Source organism: Streptomyces sp. NBC_01296 (genome assembly GCF_035984415.1).
In the GTDB taxonomy this organism is placed as follows: domain Bacteria; phylum Actinomycetota; class Actinomycetes; order Streptomycetales; family Streptomycetaceae; genus Streptomyces.
Map to the genome: position 1 here is coordinate 1,910,718 of NZ_CP130720.1, position 16,585 is coordinate 1,927,302.

Here is a 16,585-nt window from a genome sequence, read left to right on the forward strand (position 1 = left end):
TCTGGGCTACCGTCGTGGGCATGACCTCCCCCCGCCCGTCGGAGCCCTGCTGCGTACCTGGCGGGAGCGGCGCGGCATCAGCCAGCTGGAGCTGGCGGGCCGCGCCGACTCCTCGTCCCGCCACATCAGCTTCATCGAGACCGGCCGGTCCCGGCCGAGCGAGGGGATGCTCCTGCGGCTCGCGGACCGCCTCGACGTCCCGGTGCGCGAGCGCAACGCCCTGCTCCTCGCTGCCGGTTACGCCCCGCGCTATGCGCAGACCCCGCTGGACGACCCCTCGATGGAGGCGCTGCGCGAGGGGCTGGAGCGGCTGCTGACCGGCTACGAGCCGTATCCGGCGCTGGTCGTGGACGCCACGTACCAGGTCGTCGCCGCCAACCGCGGCATCGCGATGCTGCTCGACGGCCTGCCGGAGCACCTGCTCGTCCCGCCGCTGAACACCATGCGGATCACCCTGCACCCGGAGGGCCTGGCCCCGAGGATCCGCAATTTCGCGGAGTGGCGCGGGCATCTGCTGGCCCAGATGGAGCGGCAGATCGCACTGGCCCGCTCCGCGCCGCTGAACGCGCTGTACGAGGAGGTGTCCGCCTATCCGGTCGCCGACCGGCCGCAGGACGCCGCACCCGAGGAGGCCGTGCCGCAGATCGCACTGCCGCTGGTGATCGAGTACGACGGGCACCTGCTCTCCTTCGTGTCCTCGATCGCGACGTTCAACACGCCGATGGACGTGACCGTCGCCGAGCTGGCCATCGAGACACTCCTGCCGGCCGACGCGGCGACGGCGAAGTACCTGCGCTCACTGGGGCCTTGAGGCAGCGCGCAGCGCAGGGGCCTGGAGGAGGGCGAGCGCGGCGACGACGAGGGCCTGCGCCGGGATCCACACCAGGCCGACGGCGGTGGGGGCGTCCCAGAGCAAGAGCGAGACCAGACTGAGGCCCGTCCAGGCCCAGTTGGACCCGATGACCCACCTGACCGGCAGGACCGGCGGGCGGCGGCGGGCGGCGAGCCCGCCGACGCAGGCCCCGTAGAGGACGAGGAACAGGCCGAGTTCGAGCAGGGCGGCCTGCCCGACGCCGAGCAGCCGCCCCAGCGGGGCGGAGAAGGCGGCGTACGCGAGGCCGTTCCCGGTGGTGACCACGCAGTCGAGGGCGAGGAGGCGGCGCAGCGCGCCCTGCGGGACGGTGGTGCGGACGATGCTGCCGAGCAGGGTCGCGGACATGGCGGATCAGCCTCCGTCGAGGGGGTCGGGTGGTCGCGCGGCCGACCGGTCGCGCGCTCGAATGTGCTGGTGGGGACGGGTCCCGAGGCCGAGTGCGCGGACTCGGAACCCGATGGCTCCACTGTCCCCCGCGACCCGCACCGGGGTCGATTACCCCCGAGGTCATGCCGGGGGCGGCGGCGGGCGTGCCAACCTTCTTTGAGTCACATCGCAAGAAAGGTGGGGGATCTTCTGTTTCGCCGGGGGGCTGCGGGCTACGCTGCACGGAGCTGAAGCTCTCGAACGTCCTCTCGGCATACGGAGAACATCACGGTGTCAGCCGCCGCCCGACCCGACCTGGCCTCGGCCTGGGCCCGCGTCGCGGCGTTGGCGGAGCGGGGCGGCCGGGATCCGGCCGAGGTGCTGTCCCCGGAGCGGCTGGGCCGTCTCTGCGGGGTCGAACCCGCGCTCGTCCCCGGGGTCGTTGCCGGGACCGTGCCCGAAGTGCCGCTGTGCCGGCGGGTCCACCGGCGCTTCCTGCGGCTGCGGGCCACCCGCCGCGACAAACACGGCCGGGAGTGGTCCCTCGCCGCCATCGCGGAGGACTTCCAGGCGCCCGGCGCCTCCCTCGGCCCCCTCAACGCGGGCACCGGGATGCCGCGGCTGGGCCACGCGGCGGGCGTGCAGCGGTTCTTCGGGGTCTACTCCGGCTTCCTCCTCGCCGACAGCCAGTGCGCGGTGGAACACGCCCTCGCCCATACCGGCGCCGGCGCCGGCGCCGCGGACGATCTCGAGCACCTCTCGTACCTGACGGGCATGCCCCCGCACGACATCCGGCTCACCCTCGACGGCTTACCGCCCCGGCTCCCGCTGAAGGAGCAGGTGCACCAGCGGTTCGAGCACCTGCGCCGCACCAGACTGCGCGCGGACGGCCAGGCCCACTCCCTCGCGGCCATCGCCCACTCCTTCGACGCTTCGGGGCAGTCGCTGACCCGTCTCGCGCGCGGTGAAGGCCTGCCCAACCTCGCGGCGGCCGCCGGGATCCAGCGCTTCTACGGGGTCGACGGCGGCTTCCTGCTGGCCGACGACACCGAGGCGCTCGCCACCGCCCTCTCCGGGATCGAGCACGAGCTGGAAACCGCCGGACGGAACGCCGAAAGCCCGATGCTCGCCGTGCTGCGGGCGCACGATGTACGGAGCATCGTCACGCGGGCCGGGCGGCTCTCTCCGGCGGGCTGGAAGTCGCTGGCCGACCACCTCGACGACCTGCTGGCCCGCGAGGGCCGGCTGGGTCGCCCGGGCGCGGAGCGCGAACGCCCGCTCCACGCGACGGTGCCCGACGACCGTAAGGCTGCCGAGGGGGGAGCGCCATGAGGACCACACGGACCATGCGGAAACTCGGCGGAGATCTGCTGGCGGACGCGCGCCTGACGCAGCCGGCCGATGCCGCCGAGATCATCGGGTGTCTGTGCGCCGCGTACGGCCGCCGGCGCGGCGGCCGGCCGGTGGAGTTCCGGTTCGCCGGATTCCCGCCCGACACCGCCAGCGGGCTGTGGCTGGAGATGGAAGAGCGCGACCTGCTCGTCATCGAGGAACGCACCCGGCCCGAGCACCAGCTCGTCATCGCCTGCCACGAGTTATGGCACTTGGAGGAAGGCACCTGTGACAGCCACGGCCCGGGCATGGCCGTGGCGGCCCGGCTCACCGGGCACCGGGGCGATCTCGCCGAGCTGCTGCACTCGGAGGCCGGACTGGGCAGCGTGGTCCGGCAGGCGGCCGCCCGCGCGGACCGGGAGGATCCGGCGGAGATCCGGGCCGAGACCTTCGGGCTGTACCTCGGCCAGGTCCTGAAGGCGTACCTGCCGGGCCCCCGCGAGGAACGGTTCCCCGAGGCGATCGAGCGCATCAAGACCTCGCTCGGCTGGGGCCGTTGAGTGCACGTCCCCGCGGCGTACCGATGACGCCCCGGTGACCACCGCCTTCCCCGCCGACGCACCTCACGTGCCGCTGCCCTCGCACGGCCCTGGACAGAGAGCACCTCGATGACCCAGTCTTCCCCGCCCCGCCACGCCGTCGTCATCGGCGGCAGCATGGCCGGCCTGCTCGCCGCGGCCGTGCTCGCCGAGCACGCGACGGTCACGATCATCGACGCCGACACGCTGCCCGACAGCCCGGCGCCGCGGCGCGGACTCCCGCAGGCCCGGCACGTCCACGTCATGTGGTCGGGCGGGGCCCGGGCCATCGAGAAGATACTCCCGGGCATCACCGACGACTGGACGGCGGCGGGCGCGATCCGCCGCAGCCTGCCCACCGACCTGGTCACCAAGACCGCCCAGGGCTGGATCCCGCGCTGCGGGGAGAAGCAGTTCAACATCTCGTGCAGCCGCGACCTCCTCGACTCGGTGGTCCGCGCCCGGGTGACCGGCCTGCGCGGCGTCACCACGCTCCAGCAGAGCCGCGTACAGGCCCTGGAGGGTACGGCGGCGCGGGTCGCCGGCGTCCGCGTCGACACCCCCGGCGAGGCGGGCCGGCTGCTGGCCGCCGACCTCGTGGTGGACGCGAGCGGGCGCGGTTCCCGGGCCCGGGCCTGGCTGCACGAACTCGGGGTCGGCGGCATCAGACAGGCCCAGGTCGACTCCGGCCTGGTGTACGCGACCCGGATCTTCGAAGCCCCGGCGGGAGCGCACGAGATGGGTTTCCCGATCGTCAACGTGCAGTCCGATCCACGGGTTCGCATACCCGGGCAGACGGCGACGATCGTGCCCATCGAGAACGGCCGGTGGCAGGCCACCCTGTCCGGCACCCGAGGCGGCCAGCCCACCGGTGACCCCGAGCAGTTCATACCGTTCGCCAAGGGCATCCGCGATCCCGTCGTCGGCGAGCTCCTCGAGGGCAGGAAGCCCCTCACGGACGTCGCCGTCACCCAGGGCACCGCCAACCGCAGGGTCTACTTCGAGAAGGCGGACCTGCCCGACGGCTTCTTCGCCGTCGGCGATTCCGTCGCCACCTTCAACCCGCTGTACGGGCAGGGCATGACGGTCGCCGCCCAGGGCCTGCTGGCCGTACGCGCCCTGCTGCGCGCCAAGGGCCTCGCCCATCCCGGCTTCGGCCGTGAGGCGCAGCGCGCGCTCGTCCCGCAGGTGGCCACCGCCTGGGAGCTCGCCACCTCGCAGGACATCCTGTATCCCGGGGCCACCGGCATGAAGCCGCGGGCCGGCGCCGGGCTGCTCAACGCGTACGTCAGCCGGCTGATGACCGGGGCCACCACGCGGGAGGCGCTGACCGCCGCGTTCCTCCAGGTCATCACCATGAGCAGCTCGCCCACGTACTGGCTGCGCCCCTCGGTGGTCTGGCACGTGCTGCGCGCCTCGGACCGGGGCGCGCTGAAGGCGCCGCCGCTGACCGCGGCCGAGCGGGCCGTCGCGGGGCTCGACCAGGGGTCCGGACCGGTCGACCCGGCGGCCCCGGTCGATCCCGTGGGCCCGGTCGGCCCGGTCGGCCCGGTCGGCCCCGTCGGCCAGGCGCGATGACCGACGGTCTCATCCTGTACGTACCGGGGTCGGTGATGATCCTGGCGCTGCTGATCAAGGCGCCCACCCTGCGCCGGGGCTGGGACCAGCCGCTCATGCGGGCCGTGTGCACCCTGCTCGTCGTCGGCTGCATGGTCATGTTCCTGGCGGCGCCGCCGACGATCTCCGCGGTCAACCGGCTCACCGGCGTCGTCAACTTCTCGGCCCCGCTGGTGTACAGCGTGCTGACCGCGTTCTCGGGGTCGTGCATCGTGCTGGTCCTGCAGTGGGGCGGCGGCCCGCCCGCCGTCGTCCGGCGGGCGACCCGGCTGACGGTGGCCGCGTTCGGTGTCGTCACGCTGCTCATCATCGTCCTCTTCGCGATCGGCGACGCGCCGGTGGAGCGGCTGCGCGACCTGGACACGTACTACGCGAACACGCCCTGGCTGCGCGAGATGATCGTCTGCTACCTGCTCGCGCACACCGTGGGCAGTTCGACGCTCACCGTGCTGTGCTGGAAGTGGCTGCTGCGCGTGCGCCCCTCGCTGCGTCCGCTGCGCACCGGGCTGGCCCTGATCGTGCTCGGCGGGGTGCTGGACCTGGGCTACCTCGTCACGAAGTGGGCGGCGGTGGGCGCCCGCTGGGCGGGCCGCGACTGGGACGGCCTGTCGACGTACGTGGCCCCGCCGTTCGCCTCCGCGGCGGCCCTGATGGTGGGGTCGGGGTTCATCGTGCCGCTGGTCGGCGGCTCGGCGGCCTGGCGGGACTTCAGCCGGTACCGGCGGCTGCACCCGCTGTGGAAGGCGCTGCGCGGGTTCGCCGCGTCGAGCGTGACGACCGTGCCGCTGACCTGGTGGTCGCCGATCGGGATCCGGCTGATCCACCGCGAATCGGTGATCGACGACGGGATCCTGGCGCTGGCCCGCTGGTTCGACCCGGCCGTACGGGGCGCCGCGTACGAGGCGGCGCTCGGGCAGGGCATGTGCGAGTCGCAGGCCTCGGTCGTGGCCGACGCGGCCATGCTCGCCGCGGCCTGCCGGCGCAGGGAGGCCGCCGAAGCCGCGGAAGCCGCCGGGGCTCTCGACCCGGCGGACGCGGACGGCTCCGGGGAGCACCCCGCCGAGGCCGATCAGGGGCTGCCCGAGCCGTACCGGCTGGACTCCCGGCCGCTCGCGGCACTGGCCCGGGAGTTCCGCGCCTCCCCCATCGTGGCGGCCGTACGGCGGGACCCGGCGCCCCTGTGAGCGGCCCGCGCGGGGGCGGCCCCCGTGCGGGGGCCGGCGTCAGCCGGCGAGGGCGTCCTCGGGCTCGGGGTTGCGGGCGAGCCAGGCTCCGTACGCCCGCACCCTGCGCCAGTGCTGGAGCTGGTCGAGGGCGAACGTCGCGCGCGGGGAGGCCTCCGGGCGCGGTTCCAGGCCGCGGGCCAGCCGGTGCATCTGGAAGCGTACGAAGGCCAGCAGCCCCGCACCGGCCAGGTCCCGGTCCTTCCAGTGCAGCCGCTCCACCGTGACCCGTACGTCCTCCCCGGCGCGCCAGCGGGCCGGCAGGTCGGGGCGGAAGGCCAGGGCCGAGGCGAGCCCCACGACGGACACACCGCGCTCCAGGACCTTCTGCGCCGTCTCCCGGCGGCCTATCCCGCCGGTCAGCATCAGCGGCATCGTGGCCGAGCCCAGGAACTGCTCGGCGAAGGAGAGGAAGTACGCCTCGCGTTCGAGGGTCCGCAGATCGGCGGTGCGGCCCAGGGTCGCGGGGCTCTCGACGCTGCCCCCGGACAGTTCGACGAGGTCGACGCCGAGGCCGCCGAGGACCGCGAGGACCTGCGCCGCCTCCTCGGTGTCGAAGCCGCCGCGCTGGAAGTCGGCGGTGTTGAGCTTGACCCCGATCGCGAAGCCGGGGTCCACCTGCGCGCGGACGGCGCCGACGACCTCGGTGAGCAGCCGGACCCGGTTCTCCAGGCTGCCGCCCCAGCGGTCGGTGCGCCGGTTGACGAGCGGGGAGAGGAACTGGCTGAGGAGGTAGCCGTGGGCGGCGTGGATCTGCACCCCGTCGAAGCCGGCCTCCTCGGCCCGCCGGGCCGTGACCGCGAACCGGGCGACGGTGGCCTCGATGTCGGCCTCGGTCATCGCGGTGGGGCGGGCGAAGCGCTTGGTGTGCCTGCCGAGGCTCACCCCTATGTCGGAGGGCGCCCAGGCCGTGCCGGGCATCTCCGAGCCGACCTGCCGGCCGGGGTGGTTGATCTGCATCCAGACCCGGCCGCCGCCGCAGGACGCGGCTTCGGCCCAGCGGCGGAAGGGGTCGAGCGGGGAGCGGGCGTCGAGGACGATCGTCCCCGGCGCGGTCAGCGCCCGGCGGTCGACCATGACGTTCCCGGTGATCAGCAGCCCGGCGCCGCCCTGGGCCCAGCGGCGGTAGAGCCGTTCGATGCGCCCGTCCGGCAGCTGGCCCGACCCGGCGAGGCTCTCCTCCATGGCCGCCTTCGCCAAGCGGTTCGGCAGGGCCGTCCCGTTGGGCAACTCCAGTGGCGTGAACAGGTCCATCAGCAGTTCCCCCAGGAAACGTGTTGCACGTGTCATCCCGCGCCCCGGCGCAAAACATACCGCTCCCTCCCGAGCCTGCGTCAGGCTGCTGCGTCAACCGGTTCGCCGGCCCCTCGGCCGGTGCTGCGCACCTGTGGGTCCCTTGAGGCGCTTGGGGAGGAGGCCGGGGGGAGGCCGCGACCGCACCGCCGCGACGACCTGGTCGCTGCCGCGGGACGTCGGGGCCCGGACCCGTCGGCGCGCCCGCCGCCGGGCCCGGCCTGGCGGCTGCGCACCGGTCCCACCGGCGCCGGCGGGCGTAAGGAACCGGACACCCGGGGATGTGGAACGCCCCGGGCCGAAGGGCCCGGGGCGTTCACCGTGCGCGGGTGCGGGGCGGGTCAGAGCTCCGCGAGCGCGAGCCCCGCCTGGGCGGCGGCCGCCTGGACGGTCTGCTCCAGCAGGACGGCGATGGTCATCGGGCCGACGCCGCCGGGGACCGGGGTGATCAGCGAGGCACGGGCGGCGGCCGACTCGAAGTGGACGTCGCCGACGTTGCCCTCGTTGTAGCCGGCGTCCAGGACCACGGCGCCCGGCTTGATGTCCTCGCCGCGGATGAACTCGGCCTTGCCGACGGCGGCGACCAGCACGTCGGCCTGGCGCACGATCGAGGGCAGGTCCACGGTGCGGGAGTGGCAGTAGGTGACGGTGGCGTTCTGCTCCAGCAGGAGCATGCCGGCCGGCTTGCCCAGGATCGCGCTGCGGCCGACGACGACGGCGTGCTTGCCGGTCAGGTCCACGTCGTACTCGGCGAGGAGCCGCATGATCCCGCCGGGGGTGCAGGAGACGAAGCCCGGCAGCCCGAAGCCCATGGCGGCGAAGGAGTGCATGGTGACCCCGTCGACGTCCTTGCCGGGGGCGATGGCCTCGAAGGCGGCGCGCTCGTCGATGTGGTGCGGGACCGGGTGCTGCAGCAGGATGCCGCTGATCTCCGGGTCCTCGGAGAGAGCCGTGAGGGCGGCGACGAGCTCCTCGGTGGTGGTCTCGGCCGGCAGCTCCACGTGGCGGGAGGTGATCCCGGCCTTGGCGCAACGGTTCTGCTTCATCCGTACGTACGTGACGGACGCCGGGTCCTCGCCGACCAGCACGGTCGCGAGGCAGGGAGCGGTACCGGTGCGCTCGGTGATCTTCGCCGCGTAGGCGGCGGTCTGCTCCGAGATGCGGCGGGCGAGGGCCGTGCCGTCCATCAGCTGAGCAGAGGTGGTGGCAGTCTGGGCAGTCGTCACGGGGTCTCCTGAGCGTCGCTGCGGATCGCGGTTCGCGGTTCGCCCAGGCGCGCGGCAGTCGACGTACGTGGGACGTACGCCGGGCCGCTCCCCGGTGGTGATCCACCCGAACGCCAGTCACGGCCCGGCTCCACTCTAATGGACCTCGCCGGCCCGGCCGGATCCCGCGGCGGCCCGGCAAGGATGAGATCCGGTCAAACCGGTGGATCACCGGCGCCCCACCTGGGACGATCAAGACATGACGCGTACTTTCGATCACCTCGTCGCCGAAGCCGAGTCCGTCTCCGTCGACGGCTGGGACTTCTCTTGGCTCGACGGCCGGGCCACGGAGCAGCGCCCCTCGTGGGGCTACCAGGGGCTCATGAGCGAGCGCCTCGCCCGGGTCCGGTCGGCCCTGGACATCCAGACCGGCGGCGGGGAGGTGCTCGCCGGGGCGGGGACCCTGCCCCCGCTGATGGTGGCCACCGAGTCCTGGCCGCCGAACATCGACAAGGCGACCCGGCTGCTGCACCCGCTCGGCGCGGTGGTGGTCGCGGACGCCGACGAGCCGCCGCTGCCGTTCGGCGACGAGGCCTTCGAGCTGGTCACCAGCCGTCACCCGGTGACCATCTGGTGGGAGGAGATCTCCCGGGTCCTGCGTCCGGGCGGAACGTACCTCTCGCAGCAGGTCGGGCCGGCGAGCGTCTTCGAGCTCGTCGAGTACTTCCTCGGGCCCCAGCCGGAGGAGGTCCGGCGCGGGCGGCACCCGGACGATGCGGTCTCCGACGCCGGCAAGGCCGGTCTCGAGGTCGTCGATCTGCGCTCCGAAAGACTGCGCACGGAGTTCCACGACATCGGAGCCGTGATCTACTTTCTCCGGAAGGTGATCTGGATGGTGCCCGGCTTCACGGTCGGGCAGTACCGGGACCGGCTGCGCGAGCTCCACGAACAGATCGAACACGACGGTCCGTTCGTGGCGCATACCGCCCGTTTCCTTATCGAAGCCCGCAAAACGGGCTGACGGGAAAGGCGGCGGAGGCGCGGACGGATCCACGGCCGATCGGTTGCGCGCCCACAGCGTGGCGCAGGTCACTCAATTCAGCGCGTAACGAATCGACTCGGGCATGCGATGAACCGACAGGCGTCCTCGCGCGGCCCCGGAATACAGACCCCCCTCGGGTCTGTTTCCCGAGTCCGCGCGATGATGTCCCGCCCACTCCTTATCTGTTCGCAACGAGAGGCTCCTTGTGTCGCTCAGCCCGTCCCGTACGTTCCCTCCGGAGATCGCCGAATCGGAGGCCCTCGTCACGCTCGTAGAGCGCGGCCGCGAGCAGGGTCACATCAACGGTGACGACGTGCGCCAGGCCTTCGAGGCCGGCCGCATCCCGGTGGACCAGTGGAAGCGGGTCCTGCGCAGCCTGAACCAGGTCCTGGACGAGGAGGGTGTCGCGCTGCACGTCAGTGCCGCCCCCGCCACGAAGGCCGCCGCGAAGAAGCCCCGCAAGGCTGCCGCCGCGCCTGCCCGCACCGTGACCAAGAAGGCGGCCGCCGCGCCGCGCCCCATCGGTGCGCGCAAGGCCTCGGCCACCAGCCCGGCCACCGCCACCGCGGCGGCGATATCCGCTTCGCCGTCCGCGGCCACCGAGGACGAGGTGACGGCCGACGCCGCCGCCGAGCCGAAGAAGCGGACGGTCAAGAAGACCGCCGCGAAGAAGACCGCGGTGAAGAAGACCGCCGCGGCCAAGAAGACCGGCGCCAAGGATGCCGACGAGGGCGAGACCCCGGCCGCCGAGGGTGAGGACTGGGCCGCCGAGGACCTCGCCGACGACACCGAGGAGGAGGCCCCCAAGGCCGGCGGGACCCAGGGCTTCGTCCTGTCCGACGACGACGAGGACGACGCCCCGGCGCAGACGGTCATGGTGGCCGGCGCCACCGCCGACCCCGTCAAGGACTACCTCAAGCTCATCGGCAAGGTGCCGCTCCTCAACGCCGAGCAGGAGGTCGAGCTCGCCAAGCGCATCGAGGCGGGCCTCTTCTCCGAGTACAAGCTCGAAGAGGAGGAGGACCACAAGCCCGCCTTCAAGCGCGAGCTGGAGATCCTGGTCGAGGACGGCCGCCGCGCCAAGAACCACCTGCTGGAGGCCAACCTCCGCCTCGTGGTCTCGCTGGCCAAGCGCTACACCGGCCGCGGCATGCTCTTCCTGGACCTGATCCAGGAGGGCAACGTCGGCCTGATCCGCGCCGTGGAGAAGTTCGACTACACCAAGGGCTTCAAGTTCTCCACGTACGCGACCTGGTGGATCCGGCAGGCGATCACGCGTGCCATGGCCGACCAGTCGCGCACCATCCGCATCCCCGTCCACATGGTCGAGATCATCAACAAGCTGGCGCGCGTCCAGCGCCAGATGCTCCAGGACCTCGGCCGGGAGCCCACTCCGGAGGAGCTGGGCAAGGAGCTCGACATGACCCCCGAGAAGGTCATCGAGGTCCAGAAGTACGGCCGCGAGCCGATCTCCCTGCACACCCCCCTGGGTGAGGAGGGCGACAGCGAGTTCGGCGACCTGATCGAGGACTCCGAGGCGGTCGTCCCGGCCGACGCGGTGAGCTTCACCTTCCTCCAGGAGCAGCTGCAGTCGATCCTGGGCACGCTCTCCGAGCGTGAGGCGGGCGTCGTCTCCATGCGTTACGGCCTCAACGACGGCCAGCCGAAGACCCTGGACGAGATCGGCCGCGTGTACGGGGTCACCCGTGAGCGCATCCGCCAGATCGAGTCCAAGACCATGTCGAAGCTGCGCCACCCGTCGCGTTCGCAGGTCCTGCGCGACTACCTGGACTGAGCCGGCCCGCGCCCCTCAGGTCAGTCGGAAGACCGGCCCGCGGGGCGTGAACGGCAGGGTGGCACCCTGCGGAACCAGATAGGCGTGCTCGCGCCGGATCCGCAGGGTGTCGCACCACCCGTCCGTGATCACCAGCACCGGCGCCTGCGGAGGGAAGTCCTCCGCACGCTGGAGCAGGTCGATGCCGGGCTGGAGCACGGTCCCGCCCCGCCCGCGCACCTTCACCCGGCCCGCGATCTCGGTCGGGGGCAGATAGCCCGCGTCGTACGGCGCCGCGTCACAGAACACGACGCGTGCCGCCGGTACGTCGCGGGCTTCCGCGTACGAGGCGATCGCGCCGAGCGCCTTGCCGAGCAGGGCGGCGGGCATCGACCCCGAGGTGTCGAGGACCACGCCGAAGGTGCAGCGGGCGATCTCCTCGGGCGGGAAGTACCGGCCCGCCCGGGGGATGTCCGCCGGTGGAGGCCTGGCGGCGTGCCGGGCGCGCGTAGGACCGTACCGGCTCGGGCCTGGGGACGTACTCGTCGAACCAGCGGGCGAGCTGCGCGTCCCAGGGCACGGGCGGGTGGGCCAGCGCCCGGATCTCCTGGACCAGCCCGGCGGGCAGCCGTCCGCGCTCCCCGTAGGTGTGCAGGTCGAAGCCCTGGACGAGGCCGCGCCGGTAGAAATCGTCCAGATCGGTGTACGGGAGGCTGCCCGCATGGGGCAGCGCCTCGCCCAGGACGTCCCCGAGGCCCTTGCCGCGCAGGGTCGACAGCCGGCGCAGTCGGCGCACGTCGGTGGCGATGCGGTCGTAGACCTCCTCGACGGAGAGGTCCTTCAGCTCCGGGTCGTACAGCAGCCCCTCGGGCATCTCGCCGACGCCCGCCCCCATAGCCCTTCGGGCATGGGGGGACCCCCGCACGAGCCAGCCGTTGACCACGTAGTAGGCGGCCACGTTGTGCAGGTACGGGTGTGGGGTACGTGGCGCGCCCAGTGTGGGCGCACCGCGTACCCCGGAGCATCCGGTTTTCCTCCGCGGGGCGGTGGCCGGGTGTTTCAGTGCTCCAGCAGGTGCTTCAGCTTCTCCTCGTTGCGCGGCATCGCCTTGCGGGCGTACGGCTTGACCACGAGCGGGGCGATGACCCTGCCGATGCCGTGGCCCTCGAATTCGAGGTCGAGGGTCACGCGCGAGCGCTTCCCGCCGTCGAGGGGTTCGATGGTCCCGCGCACATCGCCGCGGATGGGTCCGTCGACCCCTTGGATGTGCCAGCTGCGCGGCTTGTCGAGCTCCGTGACCTCCATGGTCATCGGGAACTGCCGCTTGCCCATGCGCCGGGTGACGGCGACCTTCGAACCGATGTGGAGGGGTGCGCCGTCGAGCAGGCGGGCGGAGACGGCGCTGTCCTGCCATTCGGGCAGGTGCGTGGGGTCCGTCACGTAGTCGAAGACGTCTTCGGGACTGCGGGAGATGTCGATGCTTTCTCTGATCGCGGACATGGCGACCCCTTACTGCCCCCTGCTTGTCCTCCCTTTTCCTCTCATTCCAAACTACCGCGCAGGTCAGGCGGTGGCCCGGTGCCCGGCCCGGTGCTTTCGCGCGGACATCGCGGCGTAGACGAGGACGCCCGCGAAGAGGAACAGGACGCCCTGGTAGACGGCCGCGTAGCCGGAGCCGGCGACCAGCCACATCGAGAAGCCGAAGGCCAGACCCGCGAGGATCCCGTCGCGGACCAGGCGGCCGCGGTGGACGCGCCCGGACTGCCCGGAGAGCAGGAAGTAGATCTGCGCGGCGGTGGAGAGCAGGTACGGGACGGTCGCGGTGAAGGTGGTGACCAGGACGAGGATCTCGAAGACCCCGTCCGAGCCGGCCGTGTAGTTGTAGACGGTCAGGCCGGAGGCGAGGACGACGGTGACGAGTACGCCGGCCACCGGGACGCCCCGCTTCTTCGTCTCGAAGACCTTCGGGAAGAGCCCGTCGCGGGCGGCGGCGTACGGGGTCTGCGCGCTGAGCAGGGTCCAGCCGTTGAGGGCGCCGAGCATCGAGATCACGGCCGCGCAGGCGACGAGGGTGCCGCCCCAGGTGCCCCCGAACATTCCATTGACGGCGTCGGTGAAGGGGGCCTCGGAGGAGACCAGCTTCTCGTGGGGGACCAGGCCGAAGACGGAGACGGTGCCCAGCAGGTAGACGACGGCCGCACCGGCGGTGCCCAGGATCGTGGCCCGGCCGACGTTGCGGGCGGGGTCGCGGACCTCGCCCGCGCTGACGGCGGCCGACTCGACGCCGAGGTAGCTGAAGAGCAGGATCGCCGCGGCGGCGGAGACCGCGCCGACGGGGCTCTGGCCGGTGGCCTGGAAGGGGCCGAGGTTCACCGGGTCGAAGAAGAACAGACCGCCCACCGCGACCAGCAGCAGCGGGGCGAACTTCAGTACGGTGGCGACCAGTTGGACCGCGCCGACGTAGCGGGTGCCGGCCAGGTTGGCGAGCGCCGGGAGCCACTGCACGGCGAGGGCGGCCAGGCACATCGCCGCCTTGTGCTCCCCGACGGCCGGGAAGAGCACGGTGAGGTAGCCGACGGCCGCCACGGCGAGGGCCGCGTTCGAGACCCAGGCGGTGATCCAGTAGCTCCAGGCCGCGAGGAAGCCGGCGAAGTCGCCGAACGCGGCGCGGGCGTAGACGTACGGGCCGCCGGTCTGCGGGAGCCGCTGCGAGAGCCGGCCGAAGACGAGGGCGAGGGCGATCGCACCGGCGGTGAGCACGCCGAAGGCGACCAGGCTGATCGTGCCGAAGGGCGCCACGGAGGCGGGCAGCAGGAAGATCCCGCCGCCGATGATGTTGCCCATGACCAGGCAGGTCGCGATCGGGAGGCCGAAGCGGCGCGCGTGGGGGTCGCGACCCTGCTCGGGGGGTACTGCGGCCTCGGCGGGCAGGGTTGCGGTGCTGGTCATCGGTGGTGCGCCTCTGGGTGTCTCACATGCTGGTCAGGGTCAACACATGGTTGACCACCGCGAAGGCGCCACAAAATCAGCGTATTTCGTCCCGCGCGGGCACCCCTGCGGAAGGAAGGCTTCCGCTATTTCCGCCCCCGGGCGGGGGTTCCTCCACCGGCTGCCCTGCGGCGGGCCTCGCCGCGGGCTGCCCCACGGGGTGCTTGTCGGGATGCCTGTCGGGATGCCCCTCGGCCCGATCCGCGGACCGGCCCGCGGGGTCCGCCGCCGCCCCGCCCACCGGCGCAGCCACCGGCACCTGGGGCCCGTCCGCCTCCCGCAGCCAGCTCCGCAGTACCTCGTGGACGGCCTCCGCGCCCACCAGGTCCGGCTCCGGCTCCGACAGTTCCGTCGGCCACATCAGGAACGGGTGCCCCTGTTCCCCGCCCAGGCCGCCGTGCGAGCCGATCTGCTCCTCGAAGGCGTGCACCGACCCGGTCCGCGGGTCGTACGCCGAGTTCACCATGACGTCGGCCACGTGCGGGAAGGCGTCGGTCCGGCGGACCGCCTGCGCCGCCCCCGGTCCGAACCGGGCCAGCAGCTCCTGCGCCGCACCGGGCTCGTCGAGGCGGGCCACCGCCCCGCCCGGGCCCAGTACCTGCCCGTCCACCAGCAGGAACCCGATGCCCGGGTGGTTGACCAGGGTCGCCAGCAGGGCGGGGTGCGCCCGTTCGATCCGCTCCCGCGAGGCCCGGCCCGGTACGTCCGGGAAGGAGATCAGCCCGAGGTTGCCCGAGGCCAGAACCACCGGGTCCGGGCCCCGTTCGGGGTGGGCCTCGGCGCCCTCCTCCACCGGCCGGTGCAGGGCCGCGAGCACCGCCGCGCGGGCCTCGGCTCCGCTGCGGGTGCGCCCGGCCCGGCGGGAGACCGGCAGCCCGCAGCCCGCGCGGACCAGGTCCTTCAGCGTCAGCCCGTACCGGCCCAGGAAGGTCTCCCCCGGGCTCTGGCCGTGGTCCGACAGCAGCACGATCCGGTACTCCCGCGGTGCGTGCTCGGCGACCCGGGCGATCAGCGCGAGGCTCCGGTCGAGCCGGGCCAGCACCTGGTCGGTGTCCCGGCCGTGCGGCCCCGAATGGTGCGCGACCTCGTCGTAGGCGACCAGGTCCGCGTAGATCGCGGCACGCCCCGCGAGCATGTCGCCGATCACCGCCGCCACCACGACGTCCCGTTCGACCACCGTCGCGAAGGCCCGGATCAGCGGGTACAGCCCGCCCCGGGCCACCCGCGGCCGCTCCCCCCGCAGCCGGGCCCGCAGCGACTGGCCGAGCTCCCGGGCGACCTCGGCGACGAAGGAGAGCGCGGTGCGGACGGCATGGGCCGGGTCGGAGAAGTACGCGAAGTAGCCCGCGCGGGAACGGTTCGCCCGGCCCCGCCGCGCCGAGACCGACAGGACGAGGGCCAACTGGTCGGCGCCGCCGCTGAACAGGTTGCCCCGGCTCGCCCCGTCGAGGGTCAGCAGCCCGCCGTCGCCGGTGCGGGTGATGGCCCGGCGCTGGAGTTCGGCGGCGCTGGTGGGCCGGTTGCAGACCACCACCTCGCCGGTGTCCTTCTCGTACCACCGGAAGGCGGGCACGTCGAAGTTGGAGCCGTGCAGGATGCCGAGCTGGCTGGCGCCGGTCTGGCTGGACCAGTCGGTGCGCCAGGACGTGATGCGGTGGCTGCCGTCCAGCCAGCCGGCCACCGTGGGCATCAGGGCGCTGCCGGCGGCGCGCCGCAGGGTCTCGTACCCGACCCCGTCGAGCTGCAGGAAGACCAGTCCGGGGGCGGTCTCCCCGCCGCCGGGCGCGCCCTTGTGCCGCATCCGCCGGCGGCGGCGGTCGGCGAGCCGGTAGAGCCTGCGCCGGTACGCCTCGTCGTCGCGTACGGCGAGCGCGGTGGAGGTCGCCGAGGCGACGGCGGACATCACCGCGGCCACCACCACGGCGGTCTCCGGGGCCACTTCGCCGCGGCCGGACGGGATCAGGCTGAGGGCGAGCAGCAGCAGCGAGCCGTTGAGGAAGAAGACGAGCAGGCCGAGCACCAGAGCGGGCACCAGCAGCAGTGCCCGGACCAGCACCGGCCACACCAGCGCGCTCAGCAGGCCGAAGGCCCCGGCGCCCCAGGCCGCGGTCAGCCCGATCTCGGTGATGCTGTCGCCGTCGCCGGACTGCAGCCGGAAGTCGGGGAGGATGCCGGCCAGCGCGAGCATCGTGAGGGTGGACACCGCCCAGACGATGGTCACCCGTGCCAGGGCGCTGCCCGTGGTCCGCCACCGTCCTCGCCACACGCCGTACCGCCTCGTGTCTCCCCCGGA

Annotated in this window: 13 protein-coding genes, 1 pseudogene and 1 riboswitch; of the genes and pseudogenes, 7 read left to right on the plus strand and 7 right to left on the minus strand. The window is 73.1% G+C overall.

Features of this window, described 5'->3' with window-relative positions:
• Window position 1: 1 nt before the first annotated feature.
• Window positions 2-811 (plus strand): helix-turn-helix domain-containing protein, encoded by an 810-nt coding sequence (locus OG299_RS08975; RefSeq protein ID WP_327364487.1) that lies wholly within the window; start codon window positions 2-4, stop codon window positions 809-811.
• On the opposite strand, the gene OG299_RS08980 is transcribed toward OG299_RS08975, so the two are convergent.
• Window positions 797-1,219: a hypothetical protein gene (locus OG299_RS08980; RefSeq protein ID WP_327361164.1), complete on the minus strand. Its 423-nt coding sequence runs from the start codon at window positions 1,217-1,219 to the stop codon at window positions 797-799. The two genes, OG299_RS08975 and OG299_RS08980, sit on opposite strands and share 15 nt — an antisense overlap.
• A 312-nt stretch (window positions 1,220-1,531) precedes the next feature.
• On the opposite strand from OG299_RS08980, the gene OG299_RS08985 reads away from it, so the two are divergent.
• The 4 genes from OG299_RS08985 (at window position 1,532) to OG299_RS09000 (ending at window position 5,951) form a co-directional block, all read left to right on the plus strand.
• Entirely contained in the window at window positions 1,532-2,572 is a 1,041-nt protein-coding gene (locus OG299_RS08985; RefSeq protein WP_327361165.1) for a hypothetical protein, read from the plus strand.
• Window positions 2,569-3,132, plus strand: coding sequence for a toxin-antitoxin system, toxin component (locus OG299_RS08990; protein ID WP_266634842.1), 564 nt, complete (start codon window positions 2,569-2,571; stop codon window positions 3,130-3,132). Before OG299_RS08985 ends, OG299_RS08990 begins: the two co-directional genes overlap by 4 nt.
• 108 nt (window positions 3,133-3,240) lie before the next feature.
• Window positions 3,241-4,728, plus strand: a complete 1,488-nt coding sequence (locus OG299_RS08995; protein WP_327361166.1) for an NAD(P)/FAD-dependent oxidoreductase — start codon at window positions 3,241-3,243, stop codon at window positions 4,726-4,728.
• Window positions 4,725-5,951: an MAB_1171c family putative transporter gene (locus OG299_RS09000; protein WP_266634839.1), complete on the plus strand. Its 1,227-nt coding sequence runs from the start codon at window positions 4,725-4,727 to the stop codon at window positions 5,949-5,951. The genes OG299_RS08995 and OG299_RS09000 overlap by 4 nt, the downstream gene beginning before the upstream one ends.
• A gap of 39 nt (window positions 5,952-5,990) precedes the next feature.
• Here OG299_RS09000 and OG299_RS09005 read toward each other — a convergent pair whose 3' ends face one another.
• Both OG299_RS09005 and OG299_RS09010 read right to left on the minus strand, forming a co-directional pair.
• The gene (locus OG299_RS09005) at window positions 5,991-7,280 is read right to left on the minus strand and encodes an NADH:flavin oxidoreductase/NADH oxidase family protein (RefSeq protein WP_327361167.1); all 1,290 of its coding nucleotides are present in this window, start codon (window positions 7,278-7,280) and stop codon (window positions 5,991-5,993) included.
• Window positions 7,281-7,624: 344 nt separating this feature from the next.
• Window positions 7,625-8,470: a bifunctional 5,10-methylenetetrahydrofolate dehydrogenase/5,10-methenyltetrahydrofolate cyclohydrolase gene (locus OG299_RS09010; RefSeq protein WP_266635870.1), complete on the minus strand. Its 846-nt coding sequence runs from the start codon at window positions 8,468-8,470 to the stop codon at window positions 7,625-7,627.
• 73 nt (window positions 8,471-8,543) lie between these two features.
• A riboswitch (ZMP/ZTP riboswitch) is annotated at window positions 8,544-8,640 on the minus strand.
• Between the two features lie 107 nt (window positions 8,641-8,747).
• Between OG299_RS09010 and OG299_RS09015 the strand changes: the two genes are divergently transcribed.
• A complete protein-coding gene (locus OG299_RS09015) occupies window positions 8,748-9,509 on the plus strand; it encodes a class I SAM-dependent methyltransferase (RefSeq protein ID WP_266634836.1) in 762 nt (253 codons plus the stop codon).
• A gap of 226 nt (window positions 9,510-9,735) precedes the next feature.
• The gene (locus tag OG299_RS09020; protein ID WP_266634834.1) at window positions 9,736-11,325 is read left to right on the plus strand and encodes an RNA polymerase sigma factor; all 1,590 of its coding nucleotides are present in this window, start codon (window positions 9,736-9,738) and stop codon (window positions 11,323-11,325) included.
• 15 nt (window positions 11,326-11,340) lie between these two features.
• Here the strand turns inward: OG299_RS09020 and OG299_RS09025 are convergent.
• From OG299_RS09025 to OG299_RS09040, 4 genes and pseudogenes are all read right to left on the minus strand, one after another.
• Window positions 11,341-12,277: pseudogene (locus OG299_RS09025) on the minus strand (vWA domain-containing protein); the annotation flags it as partial.
• Between the two features lie 86 nt (window positions 12,278-12,363).
• Complete coding sequence (locus OG299_RS09030) at window positions 12,364-12,804, minus strand: SRPBCC family protein (protein WP_327361168.1); 441 nt, start codon at window positions 12,802-12,804, stop codon at window positions 12,364-12,366.
• 63 nt (window positions 12,805-12,867) lie between these two features.
• Window positions 12,868-14,253 carry an amino acid permease gene (locus OG299_RS09035; protein ID WP_327361169.1) on the minus strand — a complete coding sequence of 462 codons (1,386 nt, stop codon included), beginning with the start codon at window positions 14,251-14,253 and terminating at the stop codon, window positions 12,868-12,870.
• 76 nt (window positions 14,254-14,329) lie between these two features.
• Window positions 14,330-16,558, minus strand: a complete 2,229-nt coding sequence (locus OG299_RS09040) for a phage holin family protein (RefSeq protein ID WP_327361170.1) — start codon at window positions 16,556-16,558, stop codon at window positions 14,330-14,332.
• Window positions 16,559-16,585 lie beyond the last annotated feature (27 nt).

What these genes read in the sequence shown, in the direction of transcription:
- OG299_RS08980 (WP_327361164.1), bottom strand. Translation starts at nt 1,219, where the DNA reads ATGTCCGCGACCCTGCTCGGCAGCATCGTCCGCACCACCGTCCCGCAG.
- OG299_RS08990 (WP_266634842.1), top strand. Translation starts at nt 2,569, where the DNA reads ATGAGGACCACACGGACCATGCGGAAACTCGGCGGAGATCTGCTGGCG.
- OG299_RS08995 (WP_327361166.1), top strand. Translation starts at nt 3,241, where the DNA reads ATGACCCAGTCTTCCCCGCCCCGCCACGCCGTCGTCATCGGCGGCAGC.
- OG299_RS09000 (WP_266634839.1), top strand. Translation starts at nt 4,725, where the DNA reads ATGACCGACGGTCTCATCCTGTACGTACCGGGGTCGGTGATGATCCTG.
- OG299_RS09005 (WP_327361167.1), bottom strand. Translation starts at nt 7,280, where the DNA reads ATGACACGTGCAACACGTTTCCTGGGGGAACTGCTGATGGACCTGTTC.
- OG299_RS09010 (WP_266635870.1), bottom strand. Translation starts at nt 8,470, where the DNA reads ATGGACGGCACGGCCCTCGCCCGCCGCATCTCGGAGCAGACCGCCGCC.
- OG299_RS09015 (WP_266634836.1), top strand. Translation starts at nt 8,748, where the DNA reads ATGACGCGTACTTTCGATCACCTCGTCGCCGAAGCCGAGTCCGTCTCC.
- OG299_RS09030 (WP_327361168.1), bottom strand. Translation starts at nt 12,804, where the DNA reads ATGTCCGCGATCAGAGAAAGCATCGACATCTCCCGCAGTCCCGAAGAC.
- OG299_RS09035 (WP_327361169.1), bottom strand. Translation starts at nt 14,253, where the DNA reads ATGACCAGCACCGCAACCCTGCCCGCCGAGGCCGCAGTACCCCCCGAG.